The sequence below is a fragment of the Curtobacterium sp. MCSS17_008 genome, from assembly GCF_003234185.1.
In the GTDB taxonomy this organism is placed as follows: Bacteria; Actinomycetota; Actinomycetes; order Actinomycetales; family Microbacteriaceae; genus Curtobacterium.
On sequence record NZ_QKSM01000007.1, the window covers coordinates 37,146 to 59,554 of the forward strand.

Annotated in this window: 21 protein-coding genes; 12 read left to right on the forward strand and 9 right to left on the reverse strand. The window is 71.2% G+C overall.

The window, feature by feature from the left end:
* Positions 1-39 precede the first annotated feature (39 nt).
* Genes DEJ23_RS09095 through DEJ23_RS09115 form a run of 5 tightly spaced genes read right to left on the reverse strand, consistent with a single transcriptional unit; the run spans position 40 to position 5,205 of the window.
* Positions 40-1,164, reverse strand: coding sequence for a Gfo/Idh/MocA family protein (locus DEJ23_RS09095; RefSeq protein ID WP_111239948.1), 1,125 nt, complete (start codon positions 1,162-1,164; stop codon positions 40-42).
* Positions 1,161-2,021, reverse strand: coding sequence for a ThuA domain-containing protein (locus DEJ23_RS09100; RefSeq protein ID WP_258375394.1), 861 nt, complete (start codon positions 2,019-2,021; stop codon positions 1,161-1,163). The genes DEJ23_RS09095 and DEJ23_RS09100 overlap by 4 nt, the downstream gene beginning before the upstream one ends.
* A 50-nt stretch (positions 2,022-2,071) precedes the next feature.
* Positions 2,072-2,962: a carbohydrate ABC transporter permease gene (locus DEJ23_RS09105; RefSeq protein WP_111239949.1), complete on the reverse strand. Its 891-nt coding sequence runs from the start codon at positions 2,960-2,962 to the stop codon at positions 2,072-2,074.
* On the reverse strand, positions 2,959-3,909 hold the full coding sequence (locus tag DEJ23_RS09110) for a carbohydrate ABC transporter permease (protein ID WP_258375395.1): 951 nt from the start codon (positions 3,907-3,909) through the stop codon (positions 2,959-2,961). Before DEJ23_RS09110 ends, DEJ23_RS09105 begins: the two co-directional genes overlap by 4 nt.
* Before the next feature lie 57 nt (positions 3,910-3,966).
* Complete coding sequence (locus DEJ23_RS09115) at positions 3,967-5,205, reverse strand: sugar ABC transporter substrate-binding protein (protein WP_111240037.1); 1,239 nt, start codon at positions 5,203-5,205, stop codon at positions 3,967-3,969.
* Between the two features lie 210 nt (positions 5,206-5,415).
* Here DEJ23_RS09115 and DEJ23_RS09120 point away from each other — a divergent pair, with 210 nt between their 5' ends.
* From DEJ23_RS09120 to DEJ23_RS09135, 4 genes are all read left to right on the forward strand, one after another.
* Positions 5,416-6,426: a LacI family DNA-binding transcriptional regulator gene (locus DEJ23_RS09120; RefSeq protein WP_111240038.1), complete on the forward strand. Its 1,011-nt coding sequence runs from the start codon at positions 5,416-5,418 to the stop codon at positions 6,424-6,426.
* 204 nt (positions 6,427-6,630) lie between these two features.
* Positions 6,631-7,950 carry an ABC transporter substrate-binding protein gene (locus tag DEJ23_RS09125; protein ID WP_111239950.1) on the forward strand — a complete coding sequence of 440 codons (1,320 nt, stop codon included), beginning with the start codon at positions 6,631-6,633 and terminating at the stop codon, positions 7,948-7,950.
* The gene (locus tag DEJ23_RS09130) at positions 7,947-8,942 is read left to right on the forward strand and encodes a carbohydrate ABC transporter permease (RefSeq protein ID WP_258375396.1); all 996 of its coding nucleotides are present in this window, start codon (positions 7,947-7,949) and stop codon (positions 8,940-8,942) included. Before DEJ23_RS09125 ends, DEJ23_RS09130 begins: the two co-directional genes overlap by 4 nt.
* A complete protein-coding gene (locus tag DEJ23_RS09135) occupies positions 8,942-9,790 on the forward strand; it encodes a carbohydrate ABC transporter permease (protein WP_258375397.1) in 849 nt (282 codons plus the stop codon). The genes DEJ23_RS09130 and DEJ23_RS09135 overlap by 1 nt, the downstream gene beginning before the upstream one ends.
* A gap of 116 nt (positions 9,791-9,906) precedes the next feature.
* Here the strand turns inward: DEJ23_RS09135 and DEJ23_RS15690 are convergent, their stop codons facing one another.
* Both DEJ23_RS15690 and DEJ23_RS09140 read right to left on the reverse strand, forming a co-directional pair.
* Positions 9,907-10,059, reverse strand: a complete 153-nt coding sequence (locus DEJ23_RS15690) for a hypothetical protein (protein ID WP_181429196.1) — start codon at positions 10,057-10,059, stop codon at positions 9,907-9,909.
* 162 nt (positions 10,060-10,221) lie between these two features.
* Positions 10,222-10,707, reverse strand: coding sequence for a MarR family winged helix-turn-helix transcriptional regulator (locus DEJ23_RS09140; RefSeq protein WP_181429197.1), 486 nt, complete (start codon positions 10,705-10,707; stop codon positions 10,222-10,224).
* Between the two features lie 82 nt (positions 10,708-10,789).
* On the opposite strand from DEJ23_RS09140, the gene DEJ23_RS09145 reads away from it, so the two are divergent.
* The gene (locus DEJ23_RS09145; protein ID WP_181429198.1) at positions 10,790-11,776 is read left to right on the forward strand and encodes a helix-turn-helix domain-containing protein; all 987 of its coding nucleotides are present in this window, start codon (positions 10,790-10,792) and stop codon (positions 11,774-11,776) included.
* A gap of 9 nt (positions 11,777-11,785) precedes the next feature.
* Here DEJ23_RS09145 and DEJ23_RS09150 read toward each other — a convergent pair whose 3' ends face one another.
* On the reverse strand, positions 11,786-12,814 hold the full coding sequence (locus DEJ23_RS09150; RefSeq protein ID WP_258375398.1) for a LacI family DNA-binding transcriptional regulator: 1,029 nt from the start codon (positions 12,812-12,814) through the stop codon (positions 11,786-11,788).
* 158 nt (positions 12,815-12,972) lie between these two features.
* Here DEJ23_RS09150 and DEJ23_RS09155 point away from each other — a divergent pair, with 158 nt between their 5' ends.
* The 7 genes from DEJ23_RS09155 to DEJ23_RS09180 all read left to right on the forward strand — a co-directional run bounded on the left by DEJ23_RS09155 (position 12,973) and on the right by DEJ23_RS09180 (position 20,996).
* Entirely contained in the window at positions 12,973-14,271 is a 1,299-nt protein-coding gene (locus tag DEJ23_RS09155) for an ABC transporter substrate-binding protein (protein ID WP_111239954.1), read from the forward strand.
* A gap of 2 nt (positions 14,272-14,273) precedes the next feature.
* Entirely contained in the window at positions 14,274-15,293 is a 1,020-nt protein-coding gene (locus tag DEJ23_RS09160; RefSeq protein WP_111239955.1) for a carbohydrate ABC transporter permease, read from the forward strand.
* Positions 15,293-16,186, forward strand: a complete 894-nt coding sequence (locus DEJ23_RS09165) for a carbohydrate ABC transporter permease (protein ID WP_111239956.1) — start codon at positions 15,293-15,295, stop codon at positions 16,184-16,186. Before DEJ23_RS09160 ends, DEJ23_RS09165 begins: the two co-directional genes overlap by 1 nt.
* Positions 16,183-18,648 carry a glycoside hydrolase family 3 N-terminal domain-containing protein gene (locus DEJ23_RS09170; RefSeq protein ID WP_375342269.1) on the forward strand — a complete coding sequence of 822 codons (2,466 nt, stop codon included), beginning with the start codon at positions 16,183-16,185 and terminating at the stop codon, positions 18,646-18,648. The genes DEJ23_RS09165 and DEJ23_RS09170 overlap by 4 nt, the downstream gene beginning before the upstream one ends.
* Before the next feature lie 161 nt (positions 18,649-18,809).
* Positions 18,810-20,015, forward strand: a complete 1,206-nt coding sequence (locus DEJ23_RS09175; protein ID WP_111239957.1) for a PP2C family protein-serine/threonine phosphatase — start codon at positions 18,810-18,812, stop codon at positions 20,013-20,015.
* A 125-nt stretch (positions 20,016-20,140) separates the two neighbouring features.
* Positions 20,141-20,311, forward strand: a complete 171-nt coding sequence (locus DEJ23_RS15695) for a hypothetical protein (protein ID WP_181429199.1) — start codon at positions 20,141-20,143, stop codon at positions 20,309-20,311.
* Between the two features lie 112 nt (positions 20,312-20,423).
* Positions 20,424-20,996, forward strand: coding sequence for a TetR family transcriptional regulator (locus DEJ23_RS09180; protein WP_181429200.1), 573 nt, complete (start codon positions 20,424-20,426; stop codon positions 20,994-20,996).
* 267 nt (positions 20,997-21,263) lie between these two features.
* On the opposite strand, the gene DEJ23_RS09190 is transcribed toward DEJ23_RS09180, so the two are convergent.
* Positions 21,264-22,286 (reverse strand): acetylxylan esterase, encoded by a 1,023-nt coding sequence (locus DEJ23_RS09190; RefSeq protein ID WP_111239960.1) that lies wholly within the window; start codon positions 22,284-22,286, stop codon positions 21,264-21,266.
* Between the last annotated feature and the right edge of the window lie 123 nt (positions 22,287-22,409).

Below are 22,409 nucleotides of genomic sequence, written 5' to 3' on the forward strand. Positions count from 1 at the left end.
GCGCCTCCCGTCCGGTGGTCGCGACCGGGGCCGTCCGCGTCAGGCGAGCGCCGCGCGGTCCGTCGCGTTCGGCGCCAGCGCCTGCCGCACCGACCCCCACGCGGCGAGCCGTTCCCGGACCGCCTCGTCACGCTCGACCTCGAGCGCCGTCGCGTGCGCCTGCTCGAGCACGTCGTCGATGACGACCCGCTGTCCGGACCGGGCGGACGCGATCGCCGCGTCGACCATCACGAGGCTCATCACGTTGCCGTGCACCTCGCCGTCCGGGGTGCTGCCCGACCGGACCGCCCGCACGAACGATGCGAGCGCCCCCGCGATCTCCGCGCCGACGCCCGGGGCCGCCTCCGGGGAGCCCGGCGCGTCGTCGACGACGCTCGACGGGTCGTGGTCGCCGTCCCACGTCGCGGAACCCGCGGCGCCGGACGCACGCCAGTCGCCGTTCCACGACGTCTCGTCACCCGGTGCGCACCACGAACCGTCGTAGACGTAGCGGACGTCGTCCTCGAACGTGAACACCGCCGCGGCGTTCGCGTCGCCGCGGTACCACGACCAGGAGGGGTTCCACGACTCGCAGTACACGGACACCGGGTCCCGCTCGAGCACGTAGCGCGCCGAGTCGAACGCGTGGATGGCCATGTCGAGCAGCAGGACGTCGTCCATCTCCTCGCGGAAGCCGCCGAAGTGGGGCGCCTTCGCGAACCGCGTGTTCAGGCTGCCGACGCCGCCGAGCGCGCGGACGTGCTGCCGGAACGCGACGAGCTGGTCGTTGTACCGGCGCGACTGCGACACCATGAAGAGCTGCCCCGTCGCCTCGGCCGCGGCGGCGAGCGAGAGCGCCTCGGCGACGGTCTGTGCGGCGGGCTTCTCGCCGAGCACGGGCAGGCCCGCGTGCAGGGCGTCCATCGTCACCGGGTGGTGGGCGACGGGCACCGTGATGTCGAGGACGGCCTCGGCCCCGGTGTCGGCGAGCAGTGCGGGCAGGTCACGGCCCACCGGGATCGTCGGTGCCCCGGCGAGTTCGGCCCCGGAGCGGGCGGCGTCGAGGTCCAGGTCGACGATGCCGACGAGCTCGACGTCCGGGTCGGCGGCGACGGTGCCGAGCCAGGCGCGGCCCATGCCGCCGGCGCCGACCTGGACGACCCGGAGTGGGGCGTGGTCGGTCATGCGCGGGCCTCGGCGGTGGTGCCGGACCGCGGCTCGGACCCGTGCGCGTCGGCGGGCTCGTGCTCCGCCGCGTGCCCGTCCTCGGTGGGGGCGTCGTCGAACGGGCCGCGGTAGTGCTGGCCCTCGAAGTACTCACCGAGGTCGTAGCGGCGGAGGGTCGGCAGCTCGCGCTCGCGCTCCGGTCGTGCCCACTCGGCGCCGTTCGCGACGACGCGGCGGACGTCCGGGTGGTGGTAGACGGGGAAGTCCTGGTCGCCCGGGGAGAAGAAGAAGATCTTCCCGAGGCCGCGACGGTACGTCATGCCGCTCCGGAAGACCTCGCCGCCGGTGAACCCGGAGATGAAGACCAGCTCGTCCGGGGTCGGCACGTCGAAGTACTCGCCGTACATCTCCTGCTCGGGGATGACGATCGGGTTCGGGACGCCGCGTGTGATCGGGTGCTGTGGGTTCACGGTCCAGACGAGCTCCTGGTCGTGCTCGCTCCGCCAGCGCAGGGTGCAGGTCGTGCCCATGAGCTTGCCGAAGATCTTCGACCAGTGGCCGGAGTGCAGGACGACGAGTCCCATGCCGGCGAGCACGTGCTTGTGGACCCGGTCGACCACGGCGTCGTCGACGTCGGCGTGGGCGGCGTGTCCCCACCAGGTCAGGACGTCGGTCTCGGCGAGCACGGCCTCGCTCAGCCCGTGCTCGGGCTCCTGCATGGTGGCGGTGCGGACGACGGCGTCGGGCAGGTTCTCGCGGATGCCGTCGGCGATCGCGCCGTGCATGCCGTCGGGGTACCGCTCGGCGACGTGCTGCTCGACCTGTTCGTGGACGTTCTCGCCCCAGACGGTGATGCGCAGCGGGGTGGTGGTCATGGTGAGGGCCTTCCTGGGATGGGTGTCGCGGTGCTCGTGGGGGCCGTCGGTCACTTGACGGCCCCGCCGAGCGCGCCGGCGGAGATGTAGCGCTGGGCGACGACGAGGAGCACGGCCGCCGGCAGCGAGGCGAGGACCGACGTGGCCATCACGGGCCCCCAGTCGGTGACGTTCGATCCGATGTAGTTGTAGATGCCGAGCGTGATCGGACGGACGGCATCGGTCGAGGTGAGGGTGAGCGCGATGAGGAAGTCGCCCCACGCGCCGAGGAACGTGAACAGCGCCGCGGTGACGATCGCGTTCCGGCTGATCGGCAGCACGATCGACACGAACGCGCGGAGGTCGTTCGCTCCGTCGACCAGCGCGGCCTCGACCAGGCTCGGCGGGATGGACTCCATGAACGCCCGCATGAGCAGGATCGCGAACGGGACCTGCACGGCGCTGTCGGCGAGGATGAGGCCGACGTAGCTGTTGAGGAGTCCGACGTTGTTGAACAACGTGTACAGGGCGTTCGCGATGACGATCCCGGGGATCATCTGCGTGATGAGCAGCACGAGGAGGAACACCTTCGTGCCGGGCATCCGGAACCGTGCCAGCCCGTAGGCCGCCGGGGTCGCGATCGCGAGCGTCAGCAGCACGGTGCCGAGGCCGATGATCATGCTCGAGACGAAGTTCTGCCCCTGCTGCGCGAGCGCCGCCCGGTAGCCGGCGAACGTCGGGTTCCACGGGAACCAGGTCGCGGTGGCGGCGCCCGAGGTGGCCTGGAGGCTCGTGTTCACCATCCAGTACACGGGGAAGATCATGATCGCGAGGAACACGATCCCGAGGATCGTGAAGGGCAACCCCTTCGCGGTGCGACGTGGGCGGGGTGCCCGAGCGCTCCGCTTCGTCGTGATCGCGCGGGTGACGGTGACGGTCTGGTTCGCGAGTCCGACGCTCATTCGTCGACCGCCTTCCTGGAGATCGCGATGTAGACCATCGCGAAGACGAACGAGACGACGATGAGCACGTTGCTCACGGCGGCTCCGATGCCGAACTGGAAGTTGATGAAGGACTGGTGGTAGGCGTTCGTCGCGAGGGTCTGCGTCGAGTTCGCCGGACCGCCGCCGGTCAGGCCGAGGATGATGTCGACGACCTTCAACGTGTAGACGACCCCGAGCACGATCACCACGCTCACCACGCTCCGGATGCTCGGCCAGGTGATGTACCAGAAGGCCTTGAACCCCGTGGCGCCGTCGAGGGCACCGGCTTCGTAGAGCTCCGGCGGGACCGACTGCAGCCCGCTGTAGAGGATCGTCGTGTTGAAGGGGATGCCGAGCCAGACGTTGACGCCGATCACCGCGATGAGCGCCAGGCTCGGGCTGACCAGCCACGGCACCGGTCCGATGCCCACCACGCCGAGCAGCTGGTTCAGTGCGCCGCTGTCCTGGTCGAGGAGCCACTTCCACACCGCGCTCGACGCGATGAGCGGCAGCAGCCACGGCAGCAGGAGGAGTCCGCGGAGGAACCCCGACAGCGGGAAGTGCCGCCGGAAGAACAGGGCGAGCCCGAGTCCGAGCACGAACTGCAGGACGATGGAGCCGGCGGTGAAGAGTGCGGTGTTGACGACGCTCGTCGTGAAGACGGAGCTGCTGAACACCGAGACGTAGTTGCCGAGGCCCACCCACGGGGCCTCGCCGGTGAAGAAGGTCTTCGTCGTGTAGTCCTGGAACGACATCAGGACGTTCTTGACGACGGGGTAGCCGAAGAAGACGGCCACGAAGACCGCGGCCGGCACGACGAACAGCCAGCGGGTGATGGTCGACCGGAGGCGCGCGCGGCGCTGTCCGGGGCGGGCGGGGGCCGCGGGCGTCGTCGCCCGGGGCCGGATCTGGGTGGATGCGCTCATGTCAGGTCCTTCCGTCAGGGGCGGGGAGCCGGTCGCGGGACCGGCTCCCCGACTCCGCTACTGGTTCTGCGACTGCGCCTGCTGGAGCGCCTGCTCGGGGTCGGCCTTGCCGGTCAGGGTGAGCTGGACGGCGGTGTAGATCTTCGTGGCGGCCTTCGGCCAGTCCTCGCCGAGCTGTCCGGTCCGGGCGCGTGCGGTCTGCACGGTGGTGACGAACGAGGCGACGTCGGCGTGGTCCTCGGCCCACTGCTTGCCGACCTCGAGGTTGGTCGGCACGTTGCCGCTGACCTCCGCGAGGACGGCCTGCATCTTGTCGCTGTTCAGGCACCCGACGAACTCGCCGGCGAGCTGCATCTTGTCCGCGTCCCCGGTCTGGGGGACGGTGAACGCCTCGCCGCCGAGCGGGGCCACCGTCTCGGACCCGGTGCGGGTCGGGATCGGGACGCTCGCGAACTCGAGGTCCTCCGCCTCCTTGAGGGCGGGCAGCTGCCACGGACCGTTGATCATCATCGCGGCCTTGCCCGCGATGAACTGGTTGTTCACGTCGGCCTGGGCCCAGTTGATCGAGCTCTTCGACATCGAGCCGTCGTCCTGCAGGTCCTGCACGAGCTGCAGGGCCTGGGCGGCCTCCGGCGTGGCGATGTCCCGCTCGTCACCGCCGTTCGACCAGAAGAAGGGCAGGAACTGCCAGGTGCCCTCGTACGTGTTGATGTTGCTCATCGCGAAGCCGTAGGTCGACCCCTTGGTGAGCTTCTTCGCCGTCTCCTTGAGCTCGTCCCACGTCTTGGGCGGCTGCACGCCGGCCTCGTCGAGCAGCTTCTCGTTGTAGTACAACGCGATCGAGTTCGTGTTCGGCTGCAGGCCGTAGAGCTTGCCCTCGTACGTGTTCGCGCCCTTGACGCCGGGGACGTCGTCGTCCGCGTCGAGCCCGTAGTCGGCGAGGTCGGAGAGCGCCCCGGAGGCGGCGATCTGCTGCACGTCGGGGTTGTCGAGCATGAGGACGTCCGGCAGGGTGCGCGACGACGCCTGCTGCAGGACCTTCGAGATGAGACCGGCACCGGCCACGTGGTTGATCTTCACCTCGACCCCGACGTCCTTCGCGCACTGCTGGTACACGGGGTCGTAGTTCGCGTCGTAGTAGTCCTCGATCGTGAGGGTCCCGCCGCCACCTCCGGAGGACGACGCGTTCCCGGAACCGGAGCACCCGGTCAGGACGAGGGGGACCGTCGCGACGATCGCGGCGGCGCCGACGAGGGCGCGGCCCCGGCGGGACGTGGAGCGGAAACCATGCTTCATTGCACTGCTCTTCTCTTCGCGGATGCGGGGGAGGACGCGGTGCGGCGACTCCACTGACGTCGTCGTCGCGGTGGTCCTGGGGCGAGAAGCTAACAGAAAAGCGCTTCACCTGTAAAGCGCTTTTCCGACAACCCCGGAGGGCTATGCTCGTGATCACCGCCGCGACCACGGCGGTGCGTCCGTCCGTCCGCAGGAGGTGCCGTGGCCACGATGCAGCAGGTCGCCGACCGCGCCGGGGTGTCCATCGCCACGGTCTCCTTCGTGGTGAACGGCACGAAGTACGTCACCCCGGCCACCACCGCCAAGGTCACCGCGGCGATGCGGGAGCTGAAGTTCCGCGGCAACGTCGTCGCCCGGGCACTGGCCAGTCGGCGTACCCGGATCGTCGCCCTGCTCTTCCCGACCACGGGCAACCGGTTCGGCCCCACCACGTCCGACTTCTTCATGAGCGCCGCCGAGCGTGCGTCCGAGCGTGGGCACCACCTGGTGCTCTGGCCGGTCGACCCCGCGGGCGAGGACCTCGACGACCTCGTGTCCGGCGGCCTCGTCGACGGTGTCGTCCTCATGGAGGTGCGGATGGACGACCCACGCGTCGTGAAGCTCAGCGAGCTCGGGGTGCCCTTCACCCTCATCGGGCGCACCCGCGACAGCAGCGCGCTGCCGTTCGTCGACATCGACTTCGAGACCACGATCGAGGACGGCCTCGACCACCTGCAGGGGCTCGGGCACCGCCGCTTCGGCCTCGTCCTCGAGGACCTCGAGGGCACGCCGATGGCCGGCTACGCACCCCACCTGCGGGTGGAGGACACCTTCCGGCGATCGGTCGCCGACCGGGGCGGGGTCGGGACCATCGTGTACGCCGGACCGGGCAGCGAGGGTGGCCGCGAGGCCGCTGCGCAGCTGCTCGAGGCCGACCCCGAGGTGACCGCCGTGCTCGTCATGAAGGACGACTCGTCGGCCGGGCTGCTGGTGGGGCTCTACGCGGCGGGGCGGCGGGTGCCGGACGACGTGTCGGTGCTCAGCATCGCGTCCTCGGCGGCGGCGGGGGACCAGCACCATCCGCGGCTGTCCGTCATGGTCGCCCCCGGTCGTGAGCTCGGCATCCGTGCGGCCGACGCACTGATCGACCAACTCGACGGCACCTCGGTCGAGCTGCCGCACTTCCTGCTGCCCTGCGAGCTCCGCACCGCCGAGTCCACGGCCCCCGCCCCCGTGCGCTGACGCCAGCGCGCTGCGTCACGCAGGTGCCGCCCGGCCGGGCTCGGCCTCGGCGCCGAGCGGCCCGCCACCACCCCACCGGGACCGCCGCAGGGGACCCCGCCGCATGCGGCACCGCTGCACCTGGACGCGCGCACAGGGTCGGTTGGTTGTGTGGGCCCACAGGTTCGCCGGGTGCACCGCCGCACCCTTCGTCGAGGAGGACGGATGGCAATCGACCGCAGGCTCTTCCTGCTCGGGGGCACGGGGGTGCTGCTGCTCGCGGGCTGCTCCACCCGGCCCGAGCGCACCACCGTCGAGGAGTGGCCGACGGAGCCGCCAGAGGGTGACGTCACGATCAGTTGGTGGGCCGGTCAGGTCGCGTCGAAGGACGGCGGGGACCTCCGGCGCCGGCTCATCGCCGAGTTCCAGAAGGAGCACCCGAACATCCGCGTCCGGATCGTGAGCGCGCCGAGCGACACCGACACGAACCGCACGAGCCTGACGACGCAGATCGCCGCCGGCAGCCCGACACCGGACGTGTACCTGGGCGACGTCGCCTGGCCGGGGCAGTTCGCGAAGAACAAGCTCGCGACGCCCGTCAACCAGCTCGTCGGCGAGGACTTCTTCGAGCAGTTCCCCGAGGGACTCCGGCTGGCCGCGAGTGTCGACGGCACCTACTACATGTTCCCGCTCTACATCGACGAGTCGTTCTTCCTGTACCGCAAGGACCTGCTCGACAAGCACGGGTTCCAGGTCCCGCGGTCGTGGGAAGAGGTCAAGGACACCGCGGCGAAGCTCGTCGACACGGGCGACGTCGACTACGGCTTCGCCTTCCAGGGAGACGTGTACGAGGGTCTGACGTGCAACGTCACCGAGTTCGTCGCCGATGCCGGCGGCTCGCTGCTCAACGACGACCTGACGGCTCCGGCGACGACGAGCTCGGAGGCCAAGCGGGCGTTCGAGTTCATGCGGTCGCTCATCACCGACGGCGCCAGCCCGCGCGCGACGTTGACCTACCAGGAGCAGGACACGAACGACGCCTTCTCGGGCGGCCGCGCAGCGTTCCTGCGCAACTGGTCGTACGCGTGGGGGATCGCGAACGGCCCGGACTCCGCGGTCGCCGGCAAGGTCGGGCTCGCCGCCCGCCCCACCTTCGACGGCATGCAGGACAACCACTCGACGATCGGCGGGTGGGGGAACTACATCAACCCGCACACGCAGCAACCCGCCGCGGCGCTGACGTTCGCGGCGTGGATGTCGAGTGAGACCGCGCAGCAGTTCCTCACCCGCGAGGGCGGCGTCCTGCCCGCACGCAGCGCGAGCCTGGTCAGCCAGGACGCCAAGCGGCAGAACCGGCCGACGTACGACACCGCGGCCGGCATCACGCTCGTGCCCCGCCCGACCTCGACGGCCTACTACCCGAAGGTCTCGCAGGGCGTCTACCAGAACGGCAACAGCATCCTCGGCGGCCAGGCGTCCGTCGACGGCGGCACCGGCGCGATGGCATCGGCCATCTCGCTCGCCCTGCAGGGGGAGGCGCTGTGAGCGCCGGGACCGAGACCCGCCGGCCGACAGCGGCTGCCGGGTCCGGCGCTGGGCGCACGGGAGGCGCGGGTCGCGGCGACGGCTACCGCCCGACCACGGGGCGGTCGCGCATGGAGCGGGTCCGCGCGCGTGGTGCGTGGGGCTTCGCGGCGCCGGCGCTCCTGGTGGTGGCTGCCGTCACGATCTTCCCGGTCGTCTACTCGATCGTCCTGAGCTTCGCGGACGTCGAGATCGGCTACGACGGCTTCGCCATCCAGGGGTTCGGCCTCGGCAACTACGCGGCGCTGCTGCAGAGCGCCGACTGGTACCGGGCGCTCGGGTTCACCGTCCTGTACACGGTCGTGACGGTCTTCGTCGAACTCGTGCTCGGCATGCTCGTCGCCCTGGTGCTCGAACGGCTCGGGGCCACCCGCGGGTGGATGCTCGCCCTGCTCCTGGTGCCGTGGTCGCTCGTGACGATCGTCAACGCGCAGCTCTGGAAGTACATCTACGACTCGACGTACGGCGTCGCGACGTGGTTCTTCGGGTTGTTCGGCGACGCCCCGGTGATCCTCGGCGAACCGGTGCCCGCGATCACCGGCCTGATGGTCGCCGACATCTGGAAGACGACACCGTTCGTGGCGATCATCCTGCTCGCCGGCCTGGTGCAGATCTCCGAGGACCACTACGAGGCGGCCGAGCTCGACGGCGCGAACACCTGGCAGACGTTCTGGCGCGTGGTGCTCCCGCAGCTCACCCCGACGCTGACGATCGCCGTGCTGTTCCGCATCCTGCAGGCCTTCGGCGTCTTCGACCTGCCGTTCGTGCTGACGAACGGCGGACCGGGCACCGCCACCCAGTCGCTCGCGATCATGGGCTACAAGGTGCTCTTCCAGGACATCAACATCGGACCGGGCGCGGCGATCGCGACGAGCACGGCGGTCATCGTGGCCGTCGGGTGCCTGCTGTTCCTGCGGGCGTTCCGGAACCAGGCGAAGGGAGGGGATGCCTGATGCCCCGACAGAAGGTGCGCAAGGGCTGGCGGAAGTGGGTCAACACCGTCAACGTCAGCGGTGTCGTCATCGCGGTGCTGACGGCGCTGCCGTTGTACTGGCTCGTCTCGACGTCGTTCAAGCCGTCGTCCGAGATCGCACAGTCGCCGCCGACGGCGTTCCCGCGGTCGCTGACGTTCGACAACTTCGTCGTGGCCTTCCGCGACAACGCCCTCGGTCAGTACATGCTGAACAGCGTCGTCGTGTCGGTGTCGACCACCGTCATCGTGCTGGCGCTGTCCTTCCTGGCGGGCTACGCGCTCGCGGGCCGGTGGATCAAGGGCCGGACGGCGATCATGACCTCGTTGCTCATGCTGTCGGTGTTCCCGGCGATCGCGGTCCTGACGCCGCTGTACCTGCTCGAGCGCAACCTCGGGCTGCTCAACTCGTACCCGGGCCTGATCGTGCCCTACGTGGCGTTCAACCTGCCGTTCGCGATCTGGATCATGCGGAACTACCTGCAGGGGATCCCGTCGACGATCGAGGAGGCGTCCGAGATCGACGGTGCGGGCGCCTGGCGGACCGTGCTGTCGGTCATCCTGCCGATGGCGAAGCCCGGGCTCTTCACGGTCGGGGTCTTCACGTTCACGGCGTCGTGGAGCGAGTTCCTCATGGCGCTGACGTTCAACAGCGAGAACTCGTTCCGGACGATCCCGGTCGGCATCGCCCTGTTCGGCACGCAGTTCACCGTGCCGTTCGCGCAGATCTTCGCGGCGAGCGTGGCGGCGACGGTCCCGATCGTCATCCTCGTGCTGGTCTTCCGGCGGTCGATCGTGTCCGGCCTGACGTCCGGTGCCGTCAAGGGGTGACGTCCGACGTGGAGGCGACCGGGCGCCCGGTCGCCGACCCAGACGGACGGGAGGCCCGTGGCGATCCCGCCACGGGCCTCCCGTCCGTCGCCGGTCGCGTGACCGGCGGGGTGCCGTCAGCGGCGCGTGTCGCGCGCCGTGTCGGTGAAGAAGTCGGCGTACAGGCCGTTCGCGTCCTGCAGCTCGCCGTACTTCCAACGCTTCCGCATGCGACGGAACGTCTCGATGCGCACCGGGTCGATGCCCGGCTCGGACTGGTACGAACCCATGGTTCCTCCCCGTTTCCCTGATGCCACCCCCGTGTGGGGGTACCCACCGGCGACGGTACGGGCCGAACGGCCCCGCGTCCGGCGAGATACGTCGGGAACTGACCTAACTGCGCTTGTTGGACAAACGTCCGGAGCCGGTCCCCGACCGCCCGTAGCCTGCCGTCACGGGGTCGGTGCGCCGTGCTCGAGTGCCTCGACCACCCGGTCGATCACGCGGACGTACCGGGTCCGCTCGCGCTCGGAGAAGGAGGACAGGAGGTCGTGCAGATGCTCGTTCGTGCTGTCCAACGCGCCGGCGTAGGCGCGCTCCGTGTCCGGGGTGAGCTCGATGAACCGGCTGCGGCCGTCGTCGGGGTTCGGGACCCGGCGCAGGTGACCCGCGCGCTCGAGGCGGTCCACCGTCCCGGTGACCGCCGGTCCCGTCAGGCCGAGGTGCGAGACGAGGTCCTTCACACGTACCCGGCGCTCCGCGGCCGCGGAACGCGCGACGAACTGCAGGACCGTCAGGTCCGCCCCGGACACGGCCAACCGTTCGCGGAGCCGTCCCCGCAGGGCGCCCATCGCGGCCTCGAGCCTCGTCAGTGCGGCGGTCAGGTCGATCTCGCTCAGGCGATCGCCCCCTCGGTGCGTGTCGGTCGTCCGCGACACTACGCCGCAACCACCCCTGAACCGTATCCGGACAACGAGAGCGATGGCGTCGAGTGGACAGTCCGTGGCGAGCGAGGACGACGTGGCTGACCCGTTGATCGAGGCCTTCGGGGCCGAAGGGACCATCGCGCCGGTGCGCTTCGAGGTCTCCGGCACGCGACCGGAGACGGCTGTCCGCGACCTCGGCGGCATCTACGCGGGGGAGCGGTGGAGCGCGGCGCCCTCCAACGGCCGGTTCGACTACCGGTACACCGCCATCGGCGACAGCGAGGTCACGATCCGCCGGTCGCAGATGCACGGCGAGATCCGCGGGTACATGCCCGGCGGGGCGCCCGACCACGTCGTCACGTGGATCAGCACCGGTACGGGCGAGGTCGAGGTGCGTGGCGAACGCTGGCCGATGCTGCACGACGTACCGGTGCTGTTCCCCGCCGACGAGGAGTTCACGTTCACGACCGCCGACTACGACCAGCGGCTCGTGCACCTGGACCGCGGGTTCGTGGGCCGGGTCGCCGCCACGCGGAGCGAGATCGGGGAGCGGCCCCTGCGCTTCGACGCCCGGCGTGGTGCGGACGAGAACCTCGGGCACCGCTGGCAGGGGGCGTTGACCGCGCTGTCCCGTGCGCTGCGGGTCGGCGGGCCGGACTCCGACGTGTGGCAGGACGCCAAGGTCGCCGCCGCCGAGGTGTTCCTGGACATGTTCCCACCGCAGTCCGACGACCTGCCGGACGTGCTCGCACAGCCGCGGAACGCCCGGCTCCGCGCCGCCGTCGAGTACATCCACGCGCACGCCGCGGAGGACGTCTCGATCGTCGACCTGTCCGAGGCGGCGGGGTTGAGCGTGCGGTCGGTGCAGGAGTCCTTCCGGCGCGTCTTCGACGTCTCACCGCTGACCTACCTGCGCCAGGTACGGCTCGACCGCGTGCACGAGGAACTGTTGGAGGCCGGGCCGCAGGCCGGTGCCGTGGGCGAGGTCGCCCGTCGGTGGGGGTTCGCGCACCTCGGGCGCTTCTCGGCGTCGTACGCGGAGCGGTTCGGCGAGTACCCGAAGCAGACGCTGCGCCGCTGACGCGTCCGGTCAGGAGCGCGCCGGGCCGGTGCTGCTCCGCACGTGCAGCGTCGAGCGCAGCCGGACGTGGTCGCTCGTCGGCTCGCCGCGCAGCATGCCCATGAGCATCGCGACCGCACTCGCGCCGAGCTCGGCGAGCGGCTGCGCCACGGTCGTGAGCGGCGGGGTCGTGGTGGACGCCTGCGGGACGTCGTCGAACCCGACCACCGACAGGTCCTCGGGAACCCGGAGCCCGAGCGCCTCGGCGGCGTGCAGCACACCGATCGCCGACGAGTCGTTCGCGGCGAAGACGGCGGTCGGGCGTCCGGGCAGCGTCAGGAGTTCGTGCGCCACGACGGCGGACCGTTCCTCCTGGTAGTCACCCGCGCGCACCAGACGCTCGTCGACGGCGATGCCGGCGGCGGCCAGCGCGTCGCGGTAGCCCGTCTCGCGCAACTGGGACGATGCCAGGTCGCCACGCCCCTGCACGTGGGCGATCCGCGTGTGCCCGAGTCCGAGCAGGTGTTCCACGGCGTCGCGCGCACCCGCGGCGTTGTCCGTGTCGACGGTGGCGTGGCCCTCGGGGCCGGTGTGCGGGTCGATCGCGACGACCGGGATCGACGCACCGGACAGGGCAGCCGAGGGCGTCACGACGATCGCGCCGTCGATGAGGGTGCCGGACAGTCGGGACAGCGATCGGCGCTCCCAGCCCGGGCGGCCCGTGCCTGCCTCGAGGCCGGCGTAGGCGAGCAGCTCGTACCCGGTGCCGGTCGTCGCGGCGGACACGCCGCGCAGGAGCTCGGTCGAGAACGGTTCGAACTCGGGCACCAGGATGCCGATGACGTTCGTGCGGGAGCTCCGCAGGCTCCGGGCGACGAGGGAGGTCTCGTAGCCCAGGCGCTCGACGACCTCCTGCACCCGCACCATGGTGGCGGGGGCCACGCCGTGCCGGTTGTTGACCACCTTGGACACGGTCGGGATCGAGACGCCGGCGGCGCGCGCGACGTCCGCGATCGTGACCCGCCCCGGTCCGGGCATGTGGTCGACGGCGGTCTCCATGTGCACACCGTACCGCCGCATGCGTGTTCCGCCAGCCCGACGATCACGGTTAGAAAACGTTATCGATAACGATTGACAATGCGTACGAGCACCTGGCACGCTCTCCGCAGCGGCATCGACTGCCGCGAACGTCAACGACGACACCGAGGAGTTCCACGATGACGAGGAAGATCCGTGCCGCGGCAGCCATCGCGCTGGTCGGGGCCACCGCTCTCACGCTGGCGGGTTGTTCAGCCGGCGGCAGCGACCCGTCGGAGGACGGCGGCAAGGTCACGATGACCCTGTGGCACAACTCGACCACCGGCCCGGGCAAGGCGTACTGGGACGACACCGTGCAGGCGTTCGAGGAGAAGTACCCGAACGTCACGATCAAGGCCCAGGCGATCCAGAACGAGGACCTGGACGGCAAGCTCCAGACCGCGCTGAACTCCGGCGACGGACCCGACATCTTCCTGCAGCGCGGCGGCGGCAAGATGGACGCGATGATCGCTGCCGGTCAGCTGATGGACATCTCCGACTCGATCAGCGACGACGCGAAGCAGTCGATCAGCAAGGGCACCTTCGCCGGCTACGAGAAGGACGGCGGGACCTACGCGATGCCGGGCGCCGTGCTCCCCGAGGGCATCTGGTACTCGAAGGACCTCTTCGAGGAGGCCGGCATCGAGGACACGCCGACCACCATGGACGAGCTGAACGAGGCCATCGCCAAGCTCAAGGCGAAGGACATCGACCCGGTGGCCGTCGGTGCCAAGGACGCCTGGCCCGCCGCGCACTGGTACTACAACTTCGCGCTCCGCGAGTGCAGCGAGAAGACGCTGACCGACGCGGCGGAGTCGCTGGAGTTCGACGACGCGTGCTGGACCAAGGCCGGCGAGCAGCTCGAGGACTTCAACGAGACCGAGCCGTTCAACCAGGGCTTCCTGACCACCGCCGCACAGCAGGGCGCCGGCAGCTCGGCCGGTCTCCTCGCCAACCACAAGGCCGGCATGGAGCTCATGGGCGCCTGGAACCCCGGCGTGATCGCGTCGCTCACCCCGGACGCCAAGCCGCTCGAGGACCTCGGTTGGTTCCCGTTCCCGGCCGTCGAGGGCGGCAAGGGTGACCCGAAGTCGATGATGGGTGGTGTCGACGGCAACTCCTGCTCGGCACAGGCCCCGAAGAAGGCCTGCACGGACTTCCTCAACTTCATCGTGCAGAAGGACAACCAGGAGGCGTACTACAAGGCCTTCAACGCGATCCCCGTCAACAAGGACGCCCAGTCCGTCGTCCAGGAGGACTACCTGAAGTCGGCCCTCGCCGCGTACCAGGAGGCCCCGTTCGTCTCGCAGTACCTCGACACCCTGTACGGCCAGAACGTCGGCAACGCGCTGAACACCAGCGTCGTCGACCTGCTCGCCGGCAAGGGCAGCGCGAAGGACATCGTCGAGACCACCAACCAGGCCGCGGCCAAGGGCTGATCATGGCGCTCGACACCTCCCTCGGCACGACCCCGGCGAAGGCGTCGGGCACAGCTCCCGGGGCGTCCCCGGCGGGGAGCGGTTCGCCGCTCCCCGCCCGGCGGACCGCCCAGCGCGTCGCCGACTGGCGCAAGCGCGTCGAGATCGCGGTCCTCGCCGGACCCGCGGTCATCGTCTTCGTGACCTTCGTCATCCTGCCGGTGGCGCTCGCCGCCTACTACGGCTTCTACAAGTGGCAGGGCTACGGCCCGCCGACGAACTTCGTCGGGCTGCAGAACTACCTGATCATCTTCCAGGACGAGGCGTTCCACTCGGTCCTGATGCACAACGGCTTCATCGTCGTGATGTCGCTCCTGCTGCAGGGGCCGATCGCCATCGTGCTCGCGCTCCTGCTCAACCAGAAGATGCGTGGACGCGGACTCGTCCGGGTGCTCGTCTTCGTGCCCTACGTGATCTCCGAGGTCATCGTCGGCACCGGCTGGAGCCTCATGCTGCAGTCGAACGGTGCGGTGAACGACCTGTTCCAGGGCATGGGCCTCGGTGGGCTCCGCCAGGACTGGCTGTCCAACCCGGACATCGCCATCTGGAGCCTGCTCGCGATCATCTCGTGGAAGTACATCGGCTTCGCGGTGATCCTGTTCCTGGCCGGCCTGCAGAGCATCCCCGAGGAGCTCTTCGAGGCGGCGGCGATCGACGGGGCGAGCTACTGGCAGATCCAGCGCCGCATCACCCTGCCGCTGCTCGGGCCGACCATCCGCATCTGGGCGTTCCTGTCGATCATCGGGTCGCTGCAGCTGTTCGACCTCGTCTACATCATCTGGGGCCAGTACATCTCGTCGACCGCGGGCACCTCGACCATGGCGACCTACATGGTCGCGAACGGCCGCACCTCGGGCAACTACGGGTTCGGCAGCGCCGTCGCCGTCGTGATGTTCCTGATCTCGCTCGCGGTGGCCCTGGTCTACCAGCACTTCGTGCTCCGTCGGGACACCGCCGGCGCACTCACCGAGAGGAAGCACTGATGGCCGTCACCAGCGCCACCACCAGCCTCGTCGCCCCCGGTCGGCGCGGACAACGTGACCGCCGGTCCGGCGCTGCGATCGGCCGCGCCACGCCGCTGACGTACGTCGTCGCGGTCCTGTTCGTCGCCGCGAACCTCGCCCCGGTGCTGTACATCGTGCTGGGCGGGTTCCGGACGAACTCGCAGATCACGACGAGCCCGGCCGGCCTGCCGGCGCCCTTCCAGTTCGGCAACTACGGCTCGGTGCTGTCCAGCGGCATCTTCTGGCAGCAGCTCGGCAACTCGACGATCAGCGCGGTCACGACCACGCTCGGCGTCGTCGTGCTCGGCCTCATGGTCAGCTTCGTGCTCGCCCGCTACTCGTTCAAGGGTCGCGGCGCGGTCTACGCCCTGTTCGCCGCGGGCCTCATGTTCCCGATCACGGTCGCCATCACGCCCCTCTACCTGCTCGTGAAGGACCTCGGGCTCACCAACAGCCTGGCCGGCGTGATCCTGCCGCAGATCGCCTTCGCCCTGCCGACGACGGTCATCATCCTGGTGCCGTTCCTGCGGGCGATCCCGGACGAGCTGGAGGAAGCCGCTTCGATCGACGGCGCGAGCCGCCTCGGCTTCTTCTTCCGGATGATCGTCCCGCTGTCGCTGCCGGGCGTGGTGACGGTCGGCATCCTCGCCTTCATCGGGAGCTGGAACAGCTACATCCTGCCGCTGTTCATCCTCAACAACGAGGCCGCCTACACGCTCCCGCTCGGGGTCCAGGCCTTCTCGTCGCAGTACTCCGTGGACACCGCGAGGGTGCTCGCCTTCACCTCGATGTCGATGATCCCCGCCCTGGTGTTCTTCACGATCTTCCAGAAGCGCATCGTCGGCGGCCTGACCGGGGCGGTGAAGGGGTGACCACGCTCGACACGACCACGCACGCCACCGACGGACGCCAGGCGGACGGCGACGCCGCCACGCGCCTCCCGGCCGACACCGCCCACGACGATCACGCGACCGCGTCCGACCGTGTGACCGCGTTGCTCGCCACGATGACGCTCGAGGAGAAGACGGCGCAGCTCGTCGGCTACTGGCTCGACCAGAACGGCGTCGTCGCGCCCATGCAGGGCGAGATGGCGGCAGCCCAGGACGGCGGGACGCTCGCCGACGTCACCCGCGACGGGCTCGGGCAGTACACCCGCGTGTACGGCACCCGTCCCGTCGAGCCCGACGAGCGTGCCGCCTGGCTGTGGGCGGAGCAGCGCCGGTTGAAGCGTGAGACCCGCCTCGGGATCCCCGCGCTCGTGCACGAGGAGTGCCTGACCGGCCTCGCCGCGTGGAAGGCGGCGACCTTCCCGACGCCGCTGGCGTGGGGTGCGTCGTTCGACCCGGAGCTCGTCGAGCAGGTCGGTGCGGTGATCGGCCGCTCGATGCGCGAGCTCGGCGTCCACCAGGGGCTCGCACCCGTGCTCGACGTCGTCCGCGACCCCCGCTGGGGGCGCGTCGACGAGTGCATCGGCGAGGACCCGTACCTCGTCGGCACCGTCGGCACGGCGTACGTGCGCGGTGTGCAGAGCGCCGGCGTCGATGCGACCCTGAAGCACTTCCTCGGCTACTCGGCCTCGCGGGCGGGGCGGAACCACGCGCCGGTCCACGCCGGCCCGCGCGAGGTCGCCGACGTCTTCCTGCCGCCGTTCGAGATGGCGCTGCTCGACGGCGGCGCACGGAGCGTCATGAACTCCTACGCCGAGGTCGACGGCGTGCCCGTCGCGGCGGACGCCTCGCTCCTGACCGACCTGCTGCGCGACCGGCTCGGCTTCGACGGCACCGTCGTGGCGGACTACTTCTCGGTGGCGTTCCTGGAGGTCATGCACGGCGTCGCCCGTGACCGCGGAGAGGCAGCCGCGATGGCGCTCGAGGCCGGCATCGACGTCGAACTGCCGACCGGTGACGCCTACCTGGCGCCGCTCGTCGAGCGGGTCCGGAACGGCGAGGTCGACGAGGCCCTCGTCGACCGGGCCGTGCTCCGCGTCCTCCGGCAGAAGGAGCGCCTCGGACTGCTCGAGCCGGACGTCTTCGAGGACGAGCCGCCGACCGGCGTCGACCTGGACTCCCCGGAGCACCGGGAGCTCGCACGGCGGCTCGCCGCGGAGTCGCTCGTGCTGCTGTCGAACGACGGCGTCCTGCCGCTCGACGGGCCGTCCCTGCAGGGCCCGATCGCGGTGATCGGCCCGAACGCACACCGCGCCGAGGCCCTGCAGGGCTGCTACTCCTTCGCGAACCACGTCCTCGCGACGCACCCCGGCCTGCCGCTCGGGTTCGCGATCCCCACCGTGCTCGAGGCGCTGCAGGACTCCCTGGGCACCGGTGCCGTGCGGTACGCCCGCGGCGCCGACGTCGAGGGCGACGACCGGTCCGGCTTCGCCGAGGCCGTCGCCGCCGCGCAGGACGCGTCGGTCGCGGTCGTCGTGGTCGGCGACCAGGCGGGGCTCTTCGGTCGTGGCACCGTCGGTGAGGGCAACGACTCCGAGTCGCTCGACCTGCCCGGCGTGCAGCGCGAGCTCGTCGAGGCCGTGGTCGCCACCGGCACACCGACCGTGGTCGTGCTGCTCACCGGGCGGCCGTACGCGATCGGCTGGGCGCTCGACGGCGACCAGGCGAAGCCCGCCGCGGTCGTGCAGGCGTTCTTCCCGGGCGAGTGCGGCGGCACGGCCGTCGCGGACCTGCTCACGGGCGTCACCGCGCCGTCCGGGCGACTGCCCGTGTCGCTGCCGCGATCCGCCGGGGCCCAGCCGTACTCGTACCTGCACCCGCGGCTCGGCGGTCCGTCGGACGTCACGGCGACCGACTCCACGCCCGTCCGGCCGTTCGGGTTCGGCCTGACCTACACGTCCTTCGCGTACGAGGACCTGGCTGTCGACGGCACGGTGACCACCGACGGGGCGTTCACCGCGTCCGTCACGGTCCGCAACACCGGTGCCCGTGGCGGCGCCGAGGTCGTGCAGCTCTACGGTCACGACCGGCACGCCTCGGTCACGCGGCCGGTCGCGCAGCTGCTCGGGTACGCGCGGGTCGAGCTGGCGGCGGGGGAGTCCGCCACGGTGCGGTTCGACGTGCCCGTGCAGCGGTTCGCCTTCACCGACCGCGCGATGCGCAAGGTGGTGGAGCCAGGGGACGTGGAGGTGTGGGTCGCGTCCGACGCGGCGGCCTCCCGGCCGGGAGGCCCGCTCCCGACGGGCGGGATCGTCGCGTCCGGCGACGGGCCGGTCCGGCACGAGTTCCCCGGTTCGACGACGACGCGTGCGGTCGTGCGCGTCGAGGGTGCCGTGCACGAGGTCACGCTCGCCGACCGACGGACCGTCACCTGGTCGGTGGTCTGAGCACCTGACGCCGCCGCGGAGCACTCGGATCAGGGTGCTCCGCGGCGGTGTCGGTGTGCGTCCGGGTGTGCCGGGTAGCGTGGGTCGGGTCTTCCACGGACCGCACGACGCTGCTCCACCGCGCAGCAGCGGTCCGGTGGACCAGGAGGGGGACGGGGCGGATGAGCACGGGGGACCAGGGGCGGGTGCGCGCTGCGCTCGTCGCCGCACTGGACGTCGTCGACGCCGCACCGTCGGAACGGTTCGAACGGATCGTCCGGGTCGCGCGCGAGGTCTTCGACGTCCCGCTCGCGTACGTCAACGTGCTCGACGAGGACCTGCTGCACACGCTCACCCCGAACGTCCCCGACGAGATCGTCTCGGGGCCGGTCGGATGGTCCTTCTGTCAGTTGACCGTCCGGCGGACGGAACCGACCGTCGTCCCCGACACGACGGCCGACCCCAGGACGTCCGGTCTGCCGGGGGTCACCAACCGTGGGATCCGCTTCTACGCCGGGGTGCCGCTGACCATCGCCGGCGGGGAGCCCGTCGGGACGCTCTGCCTGATGGACACGGAGCCGCGTGACTTCTCGCCGCAGGACACCGCGGCGCTCATCGACCTCGGGCGCTGGGCCGAGCGCGCCCTCGGCCAGGGGCTGCACCACGACCGGCTGCTCGAGGTGGTCACGGCCCTCGCACCGCCGGCCACCGCCCTCGACGGGTACCGCATCGACGCGGTCGCCGTGCCGTACGGGGACCTGAGCGGGGACCTGCACGACTGGTCCGTCGTCGACGGGGACCTCACCTTCACGCTCGCCGACGTCATGGGGAAGGAACAGCCGGCGGCCCTGCTCGCGTCCGGCATCCGGGCGGCGCTGCGACAGCACCGGTCCCTCGACCCGGCTGCGGCGGTGGCGGCGGCCGAACCGGCACTGGGCGAGGACCTGGTGCGGGCGAGCGCGTTCGCCACGCTCTTCCACGCGCGACTCCGGCCGGAGACGGGGACCGTCGACGTCCTCGATGCCGGCCACGGCCTCGCGGTGCACGTCCCCGCCGAGGGGGCCCCGCGCACCCTCCGTTCGCACGGCCTGCCGCTCGGACTGCACCACGAGGGCATCCCGCGCTCGACCACGACGCTGACGCTCGAGCCCGGGGACGCGCTCGTCGTCGCGAGCGACGGGGCGCTCGACCTCGGCGACGGCACGATCGACACCCTGCTCGACCTGGCGCGCACACTCGGCCGGGCCCGGGACCTGCACGCGTTCCTCCGGACGGTGCGCCTGCGTGCCGCCGAGCGCGCCGAGGACGACGTGACCGTGATCGTCCTCGTCCGCGACCCGGCACCGAGCCGGACGACCGCCGCGGACCCGGGACCGCAGAGGTCGTAGCGCCGCGCGGTCCGCGGGCTCCACGGCGGTCACGCCCGTCCGGGGGACGACGATCAGCCGGCGCACCGGCGACGTCCCGGGAGCGTGAGTACCGTGGCCCTCCTCACACCGTGAAGGAGCACGCCATGTCCCACGCCGACGACACCCGCGACACCACCAACGACCCCGAGGGCACGACGAAGCCCGACGGCCTCGGCCAGGACGGCACGATCCCCGCACACCCCGAGGGCGTCGCCGCCGGGTTCACCGAGGACGAGTCGCACTTCAACCAGGAAGAGGACGAGTCGGCGGAGTAGCCGACCCATGACGGACGGGAGGCCCGTGGCGACGCCGCCACGGGCCTCCCGTCCGTCGTCGGCCCGCCGCGTCGCCGCCGCGACGGCACCGCGGATCGGTACCGTGTCGGGCATGGCCCGCTTCACGCCCCCAGCTGCCGACGCGATGCGCGCGACCCTGCTCGCCGCGGCGCGCGACGAGTTCTCCGCCCACGGGATCGCCGGTGCGCGCGTCGAGCGGCTCGCCGCGACCGCCGGGAGCAACAAGGCACAGGTCTTCCACTACTTCGGCGGGAAGGACGGGCTGTTCGACGCCCTGCTGACCCACGAGCTCACGGCGGCGCTCGACGCGGCGCCGCTCGACACCGCGGACCTGCCGGAGTGGGCCGGCCGGTTGCACGACGTCACCGTCGAACGGCCGTGGGTGCAGCGTCTCGCCACCTGGCACCGGCTCGAGCGGCCGGACGTGGCGCTCGAGACCCTGGTCGAGCGGCACGGCGAGGCCGTCGCCGAGGTCGAACGGGCGCAGCGGGCCGGTGTGCTGCCGCGACGCTTCCGTCCGGCGGTGCTGTTCGGGCTCGTCGTGCACCTGGCGGTGTTCTGGACCGCGCTCGCGCCCGAGGCAGCCGGCTCCGTCGCAGCGGTGACCCCGCCACGGCGGCGTCAGGTCGTCGTCGACGCCGTGGGCGCGCTGCTGGGCGACTGACCCGACCCGCGGGGTCCGCCGCTGCGGTTGCCCGGGGCCGTGGCGGTCAGCGCACGTGGGGCCAGTCCGTCGAGAGGTACGCCTCGACGGCGCGGTTGCGGAACGAGTAGGACTTCCCCCGGTCGATGATCCCGCGGACGGTGTCCAGGCGCTGCGAGTAGGACCGCCGAGTCGACGAGCCGGAGCGGATCGGCGCCCGCCGGCATCCGGAGCTGCGGCGTGACCCAGTCGTCCGAGGCGACGGCGTCTCGGGCATCAACAGGCACGCTACTGGGTTGTTGAACTCAACAAGCGGCCTCGAAGGTCGCCGAGCCGGTCCGCCAGGAACGCCGCCTGCCGCTCCCAGTGCCGGTACCCGCCGCCCTCGTGGCCGTTGTACGGGTACACCTCGAGGTGCTTGTCGGGCGTCCCCAGCGCGTTGTAGGCCGCGAAGGTCGTGCGCGGCGGCACGATCTCGTCCATGAGCGCGACCGAGAACAGGGCCGGCGCGGTGATGCGCGCGGCGTGGTTGACCCCGTCGAAGTAGGCCGCGGTGCTCCACACCGTCTCGGCGGCGTCGCGGTGGACCGCCAGGTACCGGACCAGCTCCTGGTACGGATCGCTGACGGCGACGTCGGCCCCGTGCTCCCAGTCGCACAGGAACGCCACGTCGGGCATCACGGCGACCAGGGGGCCGGTGTGCGCCTCGACGAGGGCTGCGGCCGCGATCGCGATCCCGCCGCCCTGGCTCCCGCCGGTCAGGGCGATGCGGTCGGGGTCGACACCGGACAGCGTGCGGACGGCGTCGACGAGGCGGACGGCGTCGGTGAAGACCCGACGGTAGTAGTGGTCGGCGGGGGAGTCGATCCCACGCGTCATCCAGCCGGCGATGTGCGGCCCGGAACCGTGCGGGTCCGGCGTGTCGCCGCCGCCCCATCCGCTGCCCTGGCCGCGGGTGTCCATCACGACGTGCACGTACCCGGCGAGGGCCCACGCGACGCGTTCACCGGGTCGCGAGCGCCCGCCGTTGTAGCCGAGGAACTCGACCACGGCGGGCAGGTCGCCGTGCGCGCCCGCCGGACGCGAGACCCAGGCGCGCACCGGGTCGCCGGCGAACCCGGGGAAGGTCAGGTCCTGCACGTCGAGCGCGGTGACCGGTGTGTCGGCGGGCGTGAGGACGGGGGCGATGCCCTCGCCGGCCGCGCGCGCGTCCTCGATCGTGGACGCCCAGAACGCGTCGAAGTCGCCCGGCTCGCGCACCGAGGGACGGTACGCGCGGAGCTGGTCGAGGGGCAGGTCGGTGAGGGGCATCGGGAGCTCCTTGCGAGTGGTGGGTCCGTCCGGGCGTACCGGGACGGATCGGGCGTACCCGGTCGGACGGTCCGACCGGGTACGCCCGGTTCCAGCAGGTGGGTGGTGCCGCGTCGCAGCCGG